Below are 18094 nucleotides of genomic sequence, written 5' to 3' on the forward strand. Positions count from 1 at the left end.
ATGAAATGATCGAGAAATTGAAACAACGGTGGAATGTGAAAAACGGGTGGGATGTCCTCATTATCCTGGTCGTTTTCGCGTGTACCGGTTTTTCAGTTTTGTACGTCAAACGACTCCTTTTTGAATGGATCGGATTGAATGAAAATTCATCCGGCTGGATACGCTGGACCGTCAACATCCTGATCATTCTGCCCCTTTACCAGGCTATTTTATTGGCCTGGGGCTGGATTTGGGGGAAATTCACTTTTTTCTGGGAGTTTGAGAAACGGATGTTCAGCAGAATTGGCGCAATATTTCGAAAGAAAAGTCAGGCTTAATACTTTATGTCAATCAGACCCTGATAAACTTTTTCCGCACTTTCATACGCGGCCTTCGCTGCTTCTTTTTCCTCGGTCCTGATATTCGGCTCTTTCATTTTCCAGCATTGCTTTAATGCTGTCAGACACCATTCTGCACTTTTCTTCTCCACAATCGGCTTATTATCAATTATTACAAAAACAGGATTGGAATGCGAGCTGGGGTAAACCCGAAGTGCTACCCAGGCAGATTTTTGCAGCTGATAATTGAACTTCACGTTGCTCACTTCCCCATTTGCGGTAATTTCTGTGGTATCCACGGGTTCTCCATTCACGATCAATTCCACTCTTACTTTCCGGCTTTTCTCAATCCGGGCGCGTTCAATATCCCAGTAAGGCATGAAAATGATCGGAGTTTTCGCAATTCGCTCACCAACCGTATCCTGCTGAGCCGGAAGATATGCAGCTACGTTTGCCGATACATTCAGCTTTTGCGCACTTTTTAGCGAAAGCTCACTTGTTCCTACTCCGGCTTCCTGGTTGTTGACTGTGAAATTCATGATGTGCGACTTTCCATCCGAAACATAGCTCCGGCCTTTTTGAATTGCCTGAACATAATTGTCGTACGTCATTTCACCCTCAGGCTTGAAGTAGCTCCTCGCCTGCCCTACCCGCGCATCGGTAATGCATGGAAAATCGGTTTCTCCGCTCAGCCTCGGCCTGAACCCGCAATTGAGCGTGTGGTAATACATATTGAGTTCCCACGGCGCAGGAGTGTCTCCGGCACTAAAAAAGTCAACCAGATTTTGCGTCACCGTCACAATGTATTCATTCGCCCCGATTCCGTCCATTTTAGGAACAATGTAATTCGGGATCTTATCAACCGGCGTCAAGGGTTGCAAACCCCAGGCCGAATGCGCGTAGCCCACAACGCCACCTTGCGACTTCGCCCAGCTTAGCACGGGCGCCGTCCAGCTTGGCCATTGTTCTATCTGAGTTGTTCCCGGGTAATCATCTTCTTTTATTCTCAACAAAACAATATGACCTGCGTGAGACGAAGGAAATCCTGAAACCTCCACGTCGTTCCGCATGACATTCTTTTTGTTTGAAAGCGCCAGGTCTTTTCCTGTAAAAAAAGTCTTTTGATGATACCAGCTTGGCCCCCAGGCCAGGTTAGCGGCCATATTCAGGTCTTCGCCTAATGCTTGCCGCCACATATCTTTCGGGTCTACTCCCTCTGTCGGACTATCGTAATGGCTGCAACCTGCTGCGTGAATGTGGTGGTCCGCGCTGAACCAGCCCAGTTTCGACAATTGGATCCAGCGTTTTAATTGAAATGAAATGTCAAATGAGGCAACGTTTTCAGGAATTGTAATTTCTTTGGTTTGACTAATGTATTCGGGGCCGCGAGAAAAAATGATCTTGTATTTTCCTGCCGGCAATTGTACATGTTCACCATCTGCGCGATAAATCTGAGGCTGAAAGAAAAAGTCGGGATACTCGTCTGTTGCGGCTACGCGACGGGATGGTAATGGGTAAATCCTTTTAAATTTTCCAGCCGTTTGCTCGTGCTCGTCGGTGATCACAAACGACGCCATAACCGGTGAACCGTCCTGATCCTTTACCTGGAAATTAACCTTAACCGCTGGTTTTACATTGAAAAGAATATGTGTTGAGTTCCTAAAACCGATGTCCTGAGATCCCTGACCCACATTATAGGCGATCTCTGCTTCCCGCTGACCAGCATCTTTGGAGTAAATCTGCACGATCGCATATTCCAGCCTGCCGCCGGTCAGATTTGGCTGTAATGGTTTGTTGGCATACATCCGGATATCCAGAAAACGATTGGCGACTTGTCCGGGAGTCAGCTCATGTTCCTTTTTTACTTTTGGATCAAAAGACGGGGAATGGTACGGTTTGGCTGCATTGGGGCTTTCAGCTTCCAGCTTGGCGGTAATGCCGGATTCATTATTTATTTTAACCAAAAAACTTGTCCAACCTCCCTGAATAAGAACTGCCTTCGCTGCTCCCCGCTCCACTTTTACCCTGCCTTCGGGATTGATATCAACGATATTCAGACAATATGGATCAAGAATTTCCTGAATGCCGGTTACCATTTCTTTCGAAAATGGCCTGTTACTCCACGCTTTTAACTTTTCAGAATCCTGAACGGAAAGACTGTTTCCCGAAAAAGAAAGTGCCTCCTGCAGACGCAAAGCCTGCGCCATTAACGGCTGTGGTTCGATTCCCGCCGTTTCGTGCGCCACAGTATGGTGCTCATGTTGAGCAAACAGAGTCAGAGGCAAAAGAATGCAAATAAGAAGCTTGGTAGACCATTTTTTCATATTATTCCTTTTCTTTTTTTCGGTTTAATTTCCAGGCGGTAAAACCCAGATAAACCATGCTGCCTCTCGCCCCGCCTTTTTTCATTAAACCATTTACACTACTGAATCCCAGAAAGATAGGACCAAAATGGCCCACTGCACCGATCGACGGACGATTGTTTCCCGGGATAAATGTAATCGGGAATGCAAAATCAGAATCTTCGTCTTCGAAACGTGGGGTAATGGTAAAAGTATTGGGAATGTAAATATCTAATGGTTGCCCACTCCTGCTTTTATAGCGTTTGGTTTGAGATAAATTCACGAAAAAACCTTTGACCAATTGAATGTCGGCTTCCAGATGCAATGCCTGCGGCAACTGTACATCTCTTCGGAAAACGCTATCCGTTTCAGCCGGAAAAAGAGTCATAAAACCTTCGGCTCCGTTATCGGCAATCGTCTCAAGCTGAGCTTGCCCGATTACCGACTCTGACTGGCGCCCGCTGACTACCCTGGAATTGCTCGTCCGATATTTAATCGACCCCACATCAGTCAATGAACCTGCCAGCCGGATCAGATATTCGGGACTTTCATCGAATACTTCTTTGTTTTTACGCCAGTATTTACCCAATTCATAAGAAAAACCCAGATCATAACCCCATCCGGAGCCGTAACGATCGGAGTTAAAAAGACTTGAAATACTTCTTTTCTGCGTCGGAGCACTATAACCGCTTTCGTAAGACAGGTCGGAAACGACCAGTTCGCTGGATTCGGGATTGCTGGTTAACGGACGGATTGTGTAGCTGTCGGCATTACCGGAAAGATATGCTACCCTGGCGCCATAAACCCGCTTGATGGTCGCACCGATCCTGAATTTGTGAGCTTCTAAATCCAGCAATTGAGCTCCATATGTCAGGCTGACGTCTGAAAAACTTTGCTGGATCATACTGAAATTGCCCCATGCCGCATTAGTAAGCGGTGGCGTACTTTCCGTGTCCAGTCTATGGAAATAGACATTCTGGAGTAATTCGGGAATGTTGGCTGCTTTTACAAAACCACGGTTCCGGAACTGTAATGCGAGTCCCTGATATTTACCTAATGCGATCATCGCCGACGGCCAGCGGATTTCACTCACGAGGTAAATGGGATCTTTGTACGTGAGCGAGCCCATTGTCCGGGAACGGCCGTAAAGTTCTTTGGTTGAATGCGAGGTAAGCAGCGGGTAAAGCAGTGAATTTTCCCCCACAAACCTGAAATACCTGTAATTGATACTTCCACCGATGGTACCGATGTTGATCTGCCATTTATGTTTTGGGCCCCCAATCACCGACGGATTGTAGGTCGACCGGTATAAACCTCCATAATTACTGAATTCCAGCCCGGGAATTTGTTGTGAAAATGCGACCGAAAAGGCCAGTGAAAATAAAAATACGAAGGCAAGTGCAGCTTTTTTCAATGTTGAGTTTTGTTAGTCAGGGACAATTTTCCATTCACGTCGTAATGGATCAGTTCGTCTTCAATTAAATCCTGTAATGTCTTCAGAAATACGGCTTCATGGATGTTCTCAAAAGCCCGGGCCATTTCTTTGGGCGTAATCCCGCCGTTTTTGCCCAAAAATTGAATAATCTGCCCGGCTGCATTTGCATCGTTTTGAATCTCATTCCGTTTGTTTTTCAGACAATTATCGCAAACACCGCACGCATGGGCGTCAAATTCATTGAAATATTCCAGTAACAACAACGTCCGGCAGATGTGCGTATGCGTTGCATAATGAACCACTGCTTTTGCTTTTTTTAAATCCCGGTCTTTCTTTTTTCCAATTTCAAAAACATTCAGTGGCAGTAATGTTGCATCGTATCGTGGCGTGAGGAAGGTTAGTTGCGGTTTGTCTTTTCTGGGTTCGTATTCGATAATGTCTCGCTCAGCCAGAAAATTAAGCTTTTGAATGATTTCTCGCTCCGGCGCAAAATAGGTCTGAGCGATTTCAACCTCCGAAATCCGGACATATTCTGTAAAGAGCTCCCCTCCATACATCCGCAGAATCACTTTGATAAACGAATCCATTTCCTGGTAGCGTATCTGAAAGTCGTACAATTGGCGGTTATCGACCAGAAAATGGACCTTGGATGGATCGTTGAAGTTTTCACTAAGCTGGATAAAGCCTTCTTCTTCAAGAAGTTTAAGTGCATAATGCGTTTCATTCACTGCCAGCCCAAAAATTCCGGTAAATTCCTGGATATCGAAACTAAATCCGCTGAACTCGCCGCTGCCGACCGCGATCCTGTAATAATTGGCGAGAGACTGGTAAACTCTTCTTAACACCTCAATCGGTGGATATTTTCGCTCAACGCTCTCTGTCAGTTCGTCCAGGTCGATGTTATTAAAAAGTGCCACCGCAAATGCTTTCTTTTCATCGCGGCCAGCTCGTCCCGCTTCCTGATAATACGCTTCCAGACTGTCAGGAAGGTCAAAATGAATAACCGCACGCACATCCGGCTTATCGATCCCCATCCCAAATGCATTGGTCGCGACCACGACTCTCGTCTGATTTTTGATCCACGCCGACTGCCTGTCGGAACGTTCCTTGAATGGTAATCCTGCATGGTAACTTTGCGCAGAGATCCCTTGCCTCACCAGTGAATCGGCCAGATCTTTCGTACGTTTCCGGGTACGGACATAAATGATCGCCGATCCCGGCACATTTTTAAGCACCTGCAAAAGTTTTCGTTCTTTATTTTCTTCGGCAAATGCAGAATAAGATAAATTGGCACGGGCGAAAGACTGTTTGTAAACCCGTGCATTCCGCATTTCCAGCCTGTCGAGAATGTCCGCACGAACCTCCTCGGTCGCCGTTGCGGTCAGCGCCATCACCGGAACTTTCGGTATTTGCTTTCTAAAATCAGAAATCAAAAGGTAGGAAGGTCTGAAATCGTATCCCCAGGCAGAAATACAATGCGCCTCATCGATCGCGAGCAGGCAAATTTGCATTTGTTTCGCACGGGCGAGCAAAATGTCCGTTCGCAACCTTTCGGGAGAAACATACAGAAATTTGGTGTTTCCGTGAATGCAATTATCGAGCGTAATGTCAATTTCATTCCGGCTCATTCCGGAGTGGATCGCCGCCGCCGGGATCGACCGTTTTTTCAGCTGCTCCACCTGATCTTTCATCAACGCAATGAGCGGCGTTACCACAATGCACACGCCTTCCGACGCCATAACGGGCACCTGAAAACAAATGGACTTACCTCCACCTGTGGGAAGCAAAACCAGCACGTCGTTGCCATTAAGAACCGTTTTTATCGCTTCTTCCTGAAAAGGCCGAAACGTTTCGTAACCCCAATAGCGCCGCAGCACGGATTGAAGATCAATCATCAGAGTTATGTTTTCAGTGTGTTCAAATACCCCACAAAGTAATGCGATTACACGCGCTATGAAAACTGTTTTTTGTAATAACGGTAAATAAAACTCGGGATCCGGGGCCATCTTCCTGAGAATAAATGCTTAATTTGTTCAAAACTCACTCCGACTAATGCCTCTACAAGAGAACAGTAGCGACAGACTTATCCGATTGCTTTCCTGGACTTTCACATTGAGTTTTGTACTCATTACTTTTTTGCCAAGGTCCCTCGACGACACCATGTTTATGGATGGCGTTACCTATGCTTCCATCTCGCGCAATATGTCGTTAGGCATCGGCTCATTCTGGCGGCCGTATTTTGCGGAATCGTTTTGGCTGCCTTATGATAATGCCTCCTATTTCTCTGGACATCCTCCGCTCATGTTTGGTCTCCAATCTCTGCTTTTCAGGATGATGGGTGACACCACGGCAGTAGAAAATGTTTATGATCTCCTCATTCTGATCTGCTCGATCCTGCTCATTGTTAAAATCTGGAATAAACTTTTTGCTGAAAACCCAGCTTTCAAATCGTTTTCGTGGCTTGCCATACTTTGCTGGTATGGAATGACAATCGTCTATTACAGTATGCCGAACAACTTTTTGGACAGTACAATGGGCGTTTTTTGTCTGTTGTCTTGCTACTTCCAGCTGATCTTTTTAGAAGAGACCGATCCGGGTTTCAAAAAATACATCTGGGCAGTCGCCGCTGGATTGTTTGTTTTATGTGCTTTTTTGACAAAAGGCCCCGTCGGGCTGTTTCCGCTGGCTTTTTCAGTACTTTATGCATTTACTTTTTTGAGTGGTGCAAGCTTTTTTTCAGCGATAAAAGCGGCCGCAGTAGTGACGGGAACATTCCTAGTTTGCCTGGCTGCTGTGCTTACTTTCAAGCCCGCATATGAGTTTATGAGCACCTATTTTCAGGGGCAGGTCATTCAGGCCGTATTTCAGAAAAGGGAACAAACCGGAGTCGGGCTTGCCGGGCATTTTCAATTAATGAAAGATTTGTTCCGAAACGTATATCCGCATCTGTTTGCATTAATCGGGCTCAATCTGATCGCATTGTTATACCGTTTAAAGCTTGCAATGTCTAGTGAAGTGCTGCGGATCACGCTGTTTTCGGGAATTGTCGGTCTTTCGGGAATTTTACCGATGCTGGTCAGCATTAAACAATATCCGCACTATCTTTTACCTGCATTGCCATTTATCGCATTTTTTGCGGCTGGTCTTCTTGTGGAAAAGGTACGTGCGTTAATGTCTTTAAAACCCACTTATGCGACGATTGCTCTGGTTATCGCCACGCTGGTTAGCTGGGGTGTTACGGTAAAAAAAATGAACTCGCCTGAGAAGAATGTATTTGCTTCCAATGCCAGAGAAATGCGGCATTATGTCGCCAAATCGTCGACTATCGGGGTTTGCCATGATCTCTATCACAATGCTGACATACATTCTAATTTTCAACGGTATCATTTTTTATCACTCACTACCAATATTGATTCCGTAAAATACATTCTGGCAAACACCGATTGCCTGCCTCAGTTTGATCCAAAAAAATGCGCATTTGTAGACCTTGACGGTGGATTTGCGCTGGTAATCCGTAATACTTCAAGTGTACGCAACGTTACCCGCAAACGCTGACAAACGAGCGCATTCACCTGCAACGACCATTTTTTGAATGCCTGAAAATAGTAACTTTGATTTTTGAGAACTTATAATCACCTCTATGCGCACGCTGATTTTCTTTCTTAGTATCCTTTCGTTATCCAGCTGTTCCGTTTCGCATTATTTAAATCGTGAACTAAAAAATTCAGCCATCTTAGGCCAGCAGCATACGGGTGTTTCCATTTCAAATCTCGGTGACAAAAAGGCGCTGGCCTCCTACCAGGACAACAAATATTTTACACCTGCTTCCAATACCAAGTTATTCAGTTTTTACGCTGGTCTGTGCGCCCTCGGCGATTCCATTCCGGGTCTCGAATACCTCGAATGGGGCGAGCTGCTCATTATACGGGGAACCGGCGATCCCTCGTTACTGCATCCAGATCTTCCGAATAGCAAGGTTTTGAGTTTTTTAAAAAGTAGAAAAGAACCTATTTTTTTTACGCCATATAATTTCGAGAACAAGCGTTTTGGTCCGGGCTGGGCATGGAGCGACTATAATGATTATTATCAGCCGGAAGTTTCGCCGATGCCGATCTACGGAAACATCGCAAGATTTACCGGGGGCCCATCGCAGAACTTCCAGGTTAGTCCGCCGAGCTGGAAAAAAGCAATGTTATTTGACACAAATGCGAGCGGAATCGAGCGGGAAGAATTGCAGAATGTATTTCACCATTCAAAACTTGCTGTACCTCAGGGACTTATTCAGGATGTTCCAATTCGGATGACGGATCAATTGACTGTGCAGCTTTTGAGCGATACATTAAAAAAGGAGATCAAGCTGATCAACATTCCGCTGGAAATTGAACTTCAAAAAGTGTATAGTATTCCCTCCGACTCGCTATATACGAGGATGATGCAGACGAGTGATAATATGCTCGCAGAACAACTCATGCTGCTTTACGCCTCTGCCAACAAGCTTCCATTGAATACTGAAAAAGCAATTGCACACATGATCGGGCATCAGCTTACAGACTTACCTGATAAGCCCGTTTGGAAGGATGGTTCGGGTTTGAGCCGCTATAATCTCTTTACGCCACGCAGCATTGTTGCTTTACTTCAAAAGATTTATGTGAAGGTACCGAGGGAAAGGCTTTTCCAGATACTTCCATCAGGCGGGAAAAATGGCACATTAAGTAATCTGTTTAAAGGTGATGCTCCTTTTATCTTTGCCAAAACAGGAAGCCTCAGCAACAATTTCAGTCTGAGCGGTTATTTAATCACCAAAAAAGGTAAAACTCTGGTATTCAGTTTCATGAATAGCAATTTTACCCGGCCGAGCTCAGAAGTACGAAAGGAAGTGGAGCGGATTTTGACCGGCATTCACAACAAATACTAAGGTTATTTTTCCTCCCAGGTTTTGCCGGTACAATACAAACGGTTTTTGCCATTTTTGCGAATAAGCAGATAAATGGTGTATATACCTGGCTCCACATTTCCTTCATGAAAACTTGCGGTGGCGCCTTTTGAAAAATACATCAGTCGGCGAACAGTCGTTTTCAAAGGTACTTCACTCTGGTTCGGCGGCGATGCGTATACATGCCCGGCCGATTTCAGGATGACATAGGCTGCGTCCGAATAGTCCTTTTCTGCGTAAAAAAACTCATTTGGAAAGTTTACCATGATGTAACTTCCAAATTTAGTGACCGTCTCCGGCTGGTATATGCTGTCGCATTTGACATCTGAGGGGATTGAACGCGGATTCCAGCCTTCCGCAAGGGGGTCGGCTGATTTGTAATAACTTCTGATTTTTTCGAAGTGATCCTGGTCCATTGAAAACATCCTGATTCCAGACCAATCCGCATTGTAACGTGCATTAAATTCCTGCACAATGGCCGCGCGCCTGTTATTCACCGCGTCGGCGAAATTACTCTGTAGTAAAACGAGGTTGAGAATAATGGCTGCACAAACGAAAACCGGGGATACGCGCGACCTGACTTTATCGGTTACTATGGCCAAAAACCCAAAATAAAGCGCAATGCACCAAAGCGTGGAATACATCCGGTAGCGGCCTTTGAACATTCCCTCGAAGGTGTCGGTAGGAATGCGTTTGTAAGTAAGCGCCAATGCGGTAATCAGTACAAAAATGGCTATTGCAGCCGCAAAAAGTGCTGTTTGGTTTGTATAGCGTGATTTTAACCAAACTGAATTCCAGAGCCTGATGTATTGATTTTTGTACAATACAACGAACAAAAGAATCATTAACATACCGATAACCGATGCCTGATACATCATGTAACTGGGCATTCCATACGCTGTTAATGTCGCGATTGAGCCTATAAAACCAAAGAACCCGAAAAAGCCTTCTTTAACTTGTATGGGGTTGGAAAAGTCGAGGTTTTGCGTAATTGGGGTAAAGTCAAGGAAGTAAATGAATGCAATGATCAGCGTGGTTAATACGGTGATCACAAATTGTTTTCGGTAACCTGCCAGCAAAAATACCAGGCCGATCACAGGAAAAACCATCAAACCATTTCCATAGCTAAATGTGGCTGCAATGGCGAGAATCAATGCATATGCGATTTTCTCTGGTCGGTAAACAGCTGAATAAAGTGCCCCCAGAACAAACAGGATCACTCCAAAATTACATAGCGAGCTCACACCCCAGAAAATATTCTCAAAGGATTGAATGTTAAACCACAACCAGGCGATCGGCACAAAATACCAGATTGAAAGTTTGAGGCGGTTGAATGCACGATAGAATACAAACGCACAAAGTACCCAGCATATATTGGCTACGATCATCGGCCAGACCAGGTTGACCTTACCGAAAAACGTATGTAAAAGCAGGATTACCGATCGGGAAAAAACGAGGCGATGTTCAGGAAAAAGTTCTGTAAGAAGCTTCCAGCGTTTTAAAAAAGTAGCATTATCGAATTCAGGAATGATTCCAAGAATGCTGATGTCATCAAATGCAATGTAATTTACATTCAGGGCTACTGCTTTGAAAACCCATATATAAATGGCAATCGGGATGATACACAATAAAATTGCAGGCCAGCTTTTTTTTCTGACGGATCGGAGGAAAGGTATATGCATAGATTAATTTTCGGTTTCTTCCTCTACGGAAGCGCGGGGATCTTTGGTATAGTCGTAAAGCAATTTGCCTTTGTCATCCCACTCCCTCAATACAAAAGGCTCAAATTCTTCGTCCCAACCCGTTTTCGGATACTGGATTTCCTTTTTGCGCTGACGGCGAAACTGGTAATATTCCACCCAGCGGCCAATTTTCTTTCCATCATCATATTTGCCATTTGTCATCAGCTGGCCTTCTTTATAAAACGCCAGATACTCGCCTTCCACCTCTCCAAAAGCAACGGGTGTCACCTCTTTGATCTGCGTATGTGCTGAATCATAATAGGTTACGCGCGATTCTGCCGGGAAGCCGCGATTCCAGACCGACTTATCAATGAGATTGTATTTGGTGTCGTATTTAACCCAGCGGCCATCTTTTACACCCATATAGTAAAAACCTTCCTCGATCAGGTTCTCTCCATTGTATTTTTTATAAGATCCATGGAGAGGTAATGCCTGCTGAGTCTCTTTCACTAATGCAGAACTGAGCTTTTTACCTTTCTTGTCGTACCAGCGGGTTTCGGTGGCGCGAACATATGCATTGATCGGTTTATACTCTTTTAGAACATGAAACGACTCCACAGTAGCCCGGTCGCCGCTCCCGTATTTGACCGACATACTAACCATTGGAATTCCTTCATATTGCACTTTTGCGAGTTTGGCCTTTTCCTTTTTTGCCTTGCGGTCCTTTTTCTGACTCTTGTATTCTTTTACTTTCAAGCCCAGATCGGGGATCGTTTCACCAAAGAGTGTCGACAAGCTGGCAGACTTACCATTTGCGCCAGGCAACGATGTACCGACAACAGGATCAAGGCCTGATACGAAGGATTTTAAGTCTTTGGATCGGGAAACAGTGTCCTTTTTCACCGTCTCCTTGGGAAGCCAGGCTGGCGGTGGTGTTTCCTTGTTTTCCGACTGTGCGTGTGTGTCGATTGTCAAAATCAAGGAACAAAAGATTAATGCCGGAATAATACTTTGCATTATAATTGGATTTTTCTTCAGAGCAAGATTGTTACTTTTGTAACGAATGGATTTTTCCTATATTGATATACGAAGCATAAAATTAAACAAACGCAGTGGAAAAAAGTTCTAAAATTTACATCGCCGGACACCGGGGAATGGTAGGCTCAGCAATCCTCAGAAAATTAAAGCAGGAAGGTTTTAACAATTTTATTTTAAAAACGTCTTCCGAACTGGATCTTCGTAATCAACATGATGTGAGGGCCTTTTTTGAATCTGAACGTCCTGAATATATTTTTCTTGCTGCGGCGAAGGTTGGGGGCATTATGGCCAACAATATATATCGTGCAGAATTTTTAAATGACAATTTATTAATCCAGAATAACGTCATTGACAGCGCCTATAGAACAGAAGCTAAAAAACTTATGTTCCTGGGTTCCAGCTGCATATATCCAAAACTGGCACCTCAGCCGCTTAAAGAGGATTCGTTACTTACCGGGCTTTTGGAACAAACCAATGAACCATATGCCATTGCGAAAATTGCCGGTATTAAAATGTGTGAGGCTTATCGGGCACAGTACGGTTGCAATTTTATTTCAGTAATGCCTACCAATCTGTATGGACCGAATGACAATTACGACCTCAACAATTCGCACGTTTTGCCAGCGATGATGCGTAAGTTTCATGAGGCAAAAGAAGAAAATAAGCCATTTGTGGAGCTGTGGGGTACTGGTTCACCAATGCGCGAATTTTTACATGCCGATGACCTTGCCGATGCCTGCTACTTTTTAATGCAGAATTACAATGAGCCTGAGTTTCTGAATATCGGAGTCGGAGCGGATGTGTCCATTAAAAATCTGGCCGAAATGATCCAAAATATTGTCGGCTACGAAGGAGAAATCCATTGGAATACAGAAAAACCGGACGGTACTCCCCGGAAACTGATGGATGTTGGCAAGCTACATGGGCTGGGTTGGAAACACCGGATCGAGTTAGAAGATGGAATCAGGATTACATACCAGGATTTTTTACAAAAAATCGAAACTTACGCCGTATAATGTGATGGTTCATAATGCGTTCCAAGACTTCCAAACCTAATATTTAGACACTAAAATCATTTTTGGCCTACTATAATTCTTTTTTTTGACAAATTTCCAGTATAAAATTATATGATTCTTCGGGAATCTAATTAGTTTTGCAGCGTCCAAAAAAGGACTTGATATAAACCATAGTCATAGAAAAATGTCGGCCATTATTAAGTTAGACCAGATTGACCGTAAAGTACTGGAGATCCTACAAACGAATGCAAAAATAACCAACGCACAACTATCGAAAGAAATAGGGCTGTCTCCCGCACCCACGTTGGAACGTGTAAAAAAGCTGGAACAGTCCGGCATAATTAAAAGTTATCATGCGCAACTCGAGCCCGAAAAAGTTGGTTTGGGTGTGAGCACTTTCGTTCAGATCTCATTGGTAGGTCATCGGAAAGCGGTTACTGAATCTTTTGTTGAAAAAATCCACGCGATCCCAGAAGTTATTGAATGTCACCATATTACAGGAACAGGTGATTTTCTTTTAAGAGTTATTTCGAAAGATATCAGTACATATCAGAAATTGATGCTCGAAAAAATCAATGAAATTGAGGAAGTCGCGAGTACCCAGACGATGGTTATCTTGTCTACTTTTAAAGAAAGCAAAGTACTTCCGATACCATGATATTGGGTTAAGAAATTGCAAGTAAAAAACCGCTGGAAAGAGATTTCCAGCGGTTTTTTATTTGGTCACACCTACGGTTTCTTATTGATGCTGTTCGCGCAAAAGGTCATTCACTGTTTTCACAGGATTGAATGTTAGTAGGGGAACCTCAACAAATAATGTATTCCAATCAGCCATTGAACCATTCCACAAACCGGGCAGCTCCTGAGCTTTTAAGTCTTTTCCATCTTTTGACTTCGCAGTAATGAATCCGGTTAGAGGATCTCTGAACTTTTTGAGCTCAAATAATTCTCCATTATGGTTTTTTACCGCGCACACCAGATCCACCGGATTAAAGTGCGTAGAATTCTTGAAGATGCTGTTCTGATCCTCATTATCCACGTCAACCTGAGCCGATTCAACGATTTGAAGAGATGAAGAACCATCTGCGTTCTCGGCCCAAAAAGGTCCGCCGCCAGGTTCGCCCTGATTTTTCACCATTCCACACGCGCGCAATGGGCGATCCAGCTTTTGAACAAAATATTCCTTTTTCTTTTCGTCAGTCCAGCTATCAAAACCATTCGGAGGTACTACACAGAGTTCAGTTTTGAAAAAACCATCCAGTTCCTGCAAAATAGAGGAATCGGTATTTTCTTCAAGTTTTGCCAAATAACCAAAAATGCGTTTTTGATATTGAAGAACAATCCCCGCTAGTGCTTTTTTGTATGTAATTGTATCACCCTTGATGCGGTCAGGAACAACATTGTCAATGTTTTTAATAAAAATAATATCCGCGTCCAGCTGGCTCAGGTTTTCCAATAATGCGCCATGACCCGCCGGACGGAAAAGCAATGTGCCATCTTTTTCCCGGAAAGGAGTATTGTCAAGGTTGACCGCAATCGTGTCGGTAGCGCTGCTTTGCTCCGAAAAAGATACAATATAACGGACCCCAAATTCGCTCTGATAACTCGGAAGTACTTCAACCACAAGCTTTTCGAACTTATCCCGGTGCTCGGGGGACACGGTGAAATGAATTTGCACGCTACTGCCCGCATTTGCATATTTTGCACCTTCCACCAGATGTTCTTCCAGCGGTGTCCGCGAACGATCCTGATAATTATGGAATTTTAGAAGTCCTTTCGGCAGCTCACCGTAACCCAATCCTTTTGTAGTAAGAAAGTAAGATGCTATTGTTTTTTCATCGGCAACGTTAATGTCATTTCCATCCATTGCGGTCCTCAAATCCTCGAAAAAAGCAAATTCAGGTAATCTGGAAAAGAATTCATCAACCGATTTGTCCTTTTTTCCGTCCTGCAAAAAGCCAAACAGTGATTTGAACATGCGCGTTGCGGCTCCGGACGCAGGGACAAATTTTAATAGTGATATGTCACCTTCGGATGCTTTTTTATCAAACTCGGCAATGACATCCGAAATCTGGTCGTCGGTGAGCCTGATAATCCCATCTCCAACTGTTGCGGCCTTGGAAAGTTGCAAAAACGGGAACCCGTTTTTAAAGTAGCTCACCTGCTCGTTCACTGTATTAATGTCACTTCCTCGTTCTTTTATTTGAGTTAAATCGTTATCGATAAACATAAGGGAATTGTTTTGTCTGTGAAGTTTTAGGGTAATATCCACTCTAGTAAAGCGGACTGCTAACTTCCTATAATCATACCAGATGATTTATTTAAGAATTCTCAGTTTCGCAAAACTGAGCAGGAGCGTTTTTTCACCCACTAAATCGAATTTGACCGTTGCTTTGCGATCCGTTCCATTAATGTCCATTTTAACAACTTTCCCGAATCCGAATTTCGAATGCTCGACTTTATCACCTTCCGCAAGGTCAAAAGTGTCGCTTGGTACGAAATCAGGAGATGGTGTGTGATTAGAGGTAGCGGCATTTGGTTTTGGTGTGGCAGCTTTATTCTGCGCAAGATTCCGCACGAATGAGGTGACCGGTGGGGTAGTATCTCTTTCTAACGTAGTTTGTACCATTTTTGAAACATTCAGAAAACGGTTGTCAACTTCCAACAAAAACCGGCTGGGTTCGCACATTTTAAGCCGTCCCCATTGATATCTGCTCTCTGCGTAGGAAAATGAAAGTTTTTTTTCCGCCCGGGTTATCGCAACATAAAACAGCCTGCGTTCTTCTTCCAGGTCCTGCCTGCTTTCCAGCATCATCTGGCTGGGAAATAAGTCTTCTTCCAGACCGACAATGAATACATTTCTGAATTCCAGGCCTTTTGCGGAGTGAATGGTCATCATCGTTACCCGGTCATGATCATTACTGTCATCCGGTTCATCGGCATTTGTTAGAAGCGAAACGGATTGTAAAAATGCACCCAGCGATTTGTCTTCATTGTCAGCACTATCAACGAATTCTTTGATCCCATTCAACAGTTCCTGAACGTTTTCGTAGCGCGACAAACCTTCAACCGTTTTGTCTTCGTACAATTCTCTCAAAATACCCGAAGTTTTTGCGATATGAGCGGAAATTTCATACGCATCTTTGCCTTCTTCTATTTGTATTTTGAAGCTTTTAATCAAAGTGCCGAACTGTTCAATCGGCGCAATGGTACGGCCAGTGGCATACTTTCCGATATTGGCGACTACCTCCCAGATTGCGATGCCATTTTCAGATGCGGTGACCGCGATTTTAGCTACTGTCGTGTCTCCAATTCCTCTTTTGGGAAGATTGATGATTCGTTTAAATGCTTCTTCATCACGCTGGTTCACTGTAAACCTCAAATAGGCCAGCAGATCCTTTATTTCTTTTCTTTGATAAAACGATTGCCCGCCGATGATACGGTATTTAATACCTAGTTTTCGGAGAGCTTCTTCAAACGAGCGGGATTGGGCATTGGTACGATAAAGAATGGCGAAATTCTCATTCCTAAGTGCTTTTTGCATCTTTTCTTCGAAAATTGCAGTAGCAACCAGTCTCCCTTCTTCATTATCCGAACCTGCTTTAATAACATCTATTAGCGATCCTTCTTCATTGTCGGTAAATGTATGTTTTTCCAGCTGCGCCTTATTTCTTGCAATCACCGAATTAGCCGCATTCACGATAGTACTGGTCGAGCGATAATTCTGCTCAAGTTTTACAGTTCTTACATCCGGGAAATCCTTTGAAAAGTTCAGAATATTCTCAATGTTCGCACCACGGAATGCATAGATACTTTGTGCGTCATCACCAACCACGACAATATTACGGTGCACTGCCGAAAGTTTGCGAGTAATAAGGTACTGCGAGACGTTCGTATCCTGAAACTCATCGACCATTACATGCTGAAACTTGTGCTGGTACTTATATAGTACATCTGGAAAGTCGCGGAAAAGGATATTAGTGTTAAAAAGCAAATCATCGAAGTCCATCGCATTCGCCTGGAAGCAGCGGGTTACATAGGTTTTGTACAACCTGCCAATCTCTTTCATCTTCGCAGCATCATCATCCGCCTGTATTACTGCATTGTTGAGATAGTCATCAGCCGATATAAGCCGGTTTTTAGCTCCCGAAATGCGATTAAATACAACATTGGCCTTGTATGTTTTGTCATCCAGATTGAATTCCTTAATGATACTTCTCAATAATGATTTAGAATCGTCGGTATCATAAATAGAAAAGTCGCTCGTATATCCCAGATATCTGGCTTCTATCCTAAGTATTTTCGCAAACACCGAGTGAAAAGTCCCCATCCAGATATTTCGAGCCTCTGTTCCCACAGCCCCCTCGATCCTGTGACGCATTTCCCCAGACGCTTTATTTGTAAAAGTCAAAGACAAAATGCGGAAAGGGTCAACCCCATTTTCGATCAGGTGCGCAATACGGTATGTCAAAACACGCGTTTTTCCTGAGCCAGCTCCTGCAATAATCATTAATGGGCCTTCTCCATGCAGCACAGCCTCTCGCTGAGGCTCATTCAAGGTCGCCAGATAGTCTTTATGATTAGAAATGATATTCTTTTCCAAATTTCTTGTTCTTATATAGTCAATGCCAAAGTTAGAAAAAAGCATTCAAGGCGTCTTGGAAATAAGATGTGAAAGCGTTCAAGTTTGTTGTTCTTATTTATAGAATGTCATAAATCGAGCCTGCGATCATAGGCTTATCCATTATTATCAACAATTTTACCGATCTATAACACTACTGCAAAAACTTAATGATGATAACGGAAGATATGGAGAATCAACCCCTGGACATCCAGTGGGAACATCTGCTAAATGGCCTTGAACAATTAATCGGTAAAAGACCAGCAGACTTGAATGGCGTGCTATTTCTTGTTGGAGTGCAGGAATTGGGACAAGGCGCCAAACATTTTACGAAGGAGCAGAAGCAGGATTTAATGCACATTGGGATATGTAAGGTTCTGAGTTTATCCTCTTACTACTCGTTGGAGTATATAGATAAAGATGGGTGGCCTCATTATAAACTTGAACGGGCGTTGCCCCAGGGAGATGTTCTCAAACAGGAAGTGCTACTCAAAATGCACGTAATCGAATATTTTAAGTTTTTTTAAAATTTCTTTCGAGCCTTATGTTATCACTTTCAGAGGCTTATGTCAATAAGCACTTATTTGGTCAAAAATATTTTCCATCAATACTTGCGTGTTAAGAATTAATGCTGCACTTTTGCACTCCCAATCGGGGACAACGGTTTAGCAGACGGCTAAACGACGAGTTCTGAGAGTATCAGAGCAACG

General features: G+C 43.7%; 13 protein-coding genes. 6 read left to right on the plus strand and 7 right to left on the minus strand.

The features are described from left to right. Window positions 1-5 precede the first annotated feature (5 nt). Window positions 6-317, plus strand: a complete 312-nt coding sequence (locus LZG72_RS16670) for a DUF6787 family protein (RefSeq protein ID WP_233874943.1) — start codon at window positions 6-8, stop codon at window positions 315-317. Here LZG72_RS16670 and LZG72_RS16675 read toward each other — a convergent pair. Genes LZG72_RS16675 through LZG72_RS16685 form a run of 3 tightly spaced genes read right to left on the minus strand, consistent with a single transcriptional unit; the run spans window position 314 to window position 5989 of the window. Further along, complete coding sequence (locus tag LZG72_RS16675) at window positions 314-2641, minus strand: CehA/McbA family metallohydrolase (protein ID WP_233874956.1); 2328 nt, start codon at window positions 2639-2641, stop codon at window positions 314-316. The genes LZG72_RS16670 and LZG72_RS16675 overlap by 4 nt on opposite strands. Before the next feature lies 1 nt (window position 2642). Then, window positions 2643-4073, minus strand: coding sequence for a DUF5723 family protein (locus LZG72_RS16680; protein WP_233874974.1), 1431 nt, complete (start codon window positions 4071-4073; stop codon window positions 2643-2645). Then, a complete protein-coding gene (locus tag LZG72_RS16685) occupies window positions 4070-5989 on the minus strand; it encodes an ATP-dependent DNA helicase RecQ (protein ID WP_233874983.1) in 1920 nt (639 codons plus the stop codon). Before LZG72_RS16685 ends, LZG72_RS16680 begins: the two co-directional genes overlap by 4 nt. Window positions 5990-6146: 157 nt before the next feature. Between LZG72_RS16685 and LZG72_RS16690 the strand changes: the two genes are divergently transcribed. Continuing rightward, complete coding sequence (locus LZG72_RS16690) at window positions 6147-7649, plus strand: glycosyltransferase family 39 protein (RefSeq protein WP_233874991.1); 1503 nt, start codon at window positions 6147-6149, stop codon at window positions 7647-7649. Window positions 7650-7734: 85 nt separating this feature from the next. Beyond that, on the plus strand, window positions 7735-9009 hold the full coding sequence (locus LZG72_RS16695; protein ID WP_233874994.1) for a D-alanyl-D-alanine carboxypeptidase/D-alanyl-D-alanine-endopeptidase: 1275 nt from the start codon (window positions 7735-7737) through the stop codon (window positions 9007-9009). A gap of 2 nt (window positions 9010-9011) precedes the next feature. On the opposite strand, the gene LZG72_RS16700 is transcribed toward LZG72_RS16695, so the two are convergent. Both LZG72_RS16700 and LZG72_RS16705 read right to left on the minus strand, forming a co-directional pair. Then, the gene (locus tag LZG72_RS16700) at window positions 9012-10709 is read right to left on the minus strand and encodes a hypothetical protein (protein WP_233874998.1); all 1698 of its coding nucleotides are present in this window, start codon (window positions 10707-10709) and stop codon (window positions 9012-9014) included. 3 nt (window positions 10710-10712) lie between these two features. Then, window positions 10713-11690, minus strand: a complete 978-nt coding sequence (locus LZG72_RS16705; RefSeq protein ID WP_233875004.1) for a toxin-antitoxin system YwqK family antitoxin — start codon at window positions 11688-11690, stop codon at window positions 10713-10715. A gap of 131 nt (window positions 11691-11821) precedes the next feature. On the opposite strand from LZG72_RS16705, the gene LZG72_RS16710 reads away from it, so the two are divergent. Together LZG72_RS16710 and LZG72_RS16715 are read left to right on the plus strand one after the other, a co-directional pair. Further along, window positions 11822-12763 (plus strand): GDP-L-fucose synthase, encoded by a 942-nt coding sequence (locus LZG72_RS16710; RefSeq protein WP_310590561.1) that lies wholly within the window; start codon window positions 11822-11824, stop codon window positions 12761-12763. A gap of 184 nt (window positions 12764-12947) precedes the next feature. Beyond that, a complete protein-coding gene (locus tag LZG72_RS16715; protein WP_015813234.1) occupies window positions 12948-13421 on the plus strand; it encodes an Lrp/AsnC family transcriptional regulator in 474 nt (157 codons plus the stop codon). Between the two features lie 81 nt (window positions 13422-13502). Here LZG72_RS16715 and LZG72_RS16720 read toward each other — a convergent pair whose 3' ends face one another. Together LZG72_RS16720 and LZG72_RS16725 are read right to left on the minus strand one after the other, a co-directional pair. Then, a complete protein-coding gene (locus LZG72_RS16720; RefSeq protein WP_233875007.1) occupies window positions 13503-14993 on the minus strand; it encodes a DUF4301 family protein in 1491 nt (496 codons plus the stop codon). Between the two features lie 87 nt (window positions 14994-15080). Then, a complete protein-coding gene (locus LZG72_RS16725; RefSeq protein ID WP_233875009.1) occupies window positions 15081-17366 on the minus strand; it encodes an ATP-dependent helicase in 2286 nt (761 codons plus the stop codon). Between the two features lie 206 nt (window positions 17367-17572). On the opposite strand from LZG72_RS16725, the gene LZG72_RS16730 reads away from it, so the two are divergent. Further along, window positions 17573-17911 (plus strand): hypothetical protein, encoded by a 339-nt coding sequence (locus LZG72_RS16730; protein WP_409017710.1) that lies wholly within the window; start codon window positions 17573-17575, stop codon window positions 17909-17911. The last annotated feature ends 183 nt before the right edge of the window (window positions 17912-18094 follow it).

Source organism: Dyadobacter sp. CY323 (assembly GCF_021390245.1).
Classification (GTDB): Bacteria; Bacteroidota; Bacteroidia; order Cytophagales; family Spirosomataceae; genus Dyadobacter.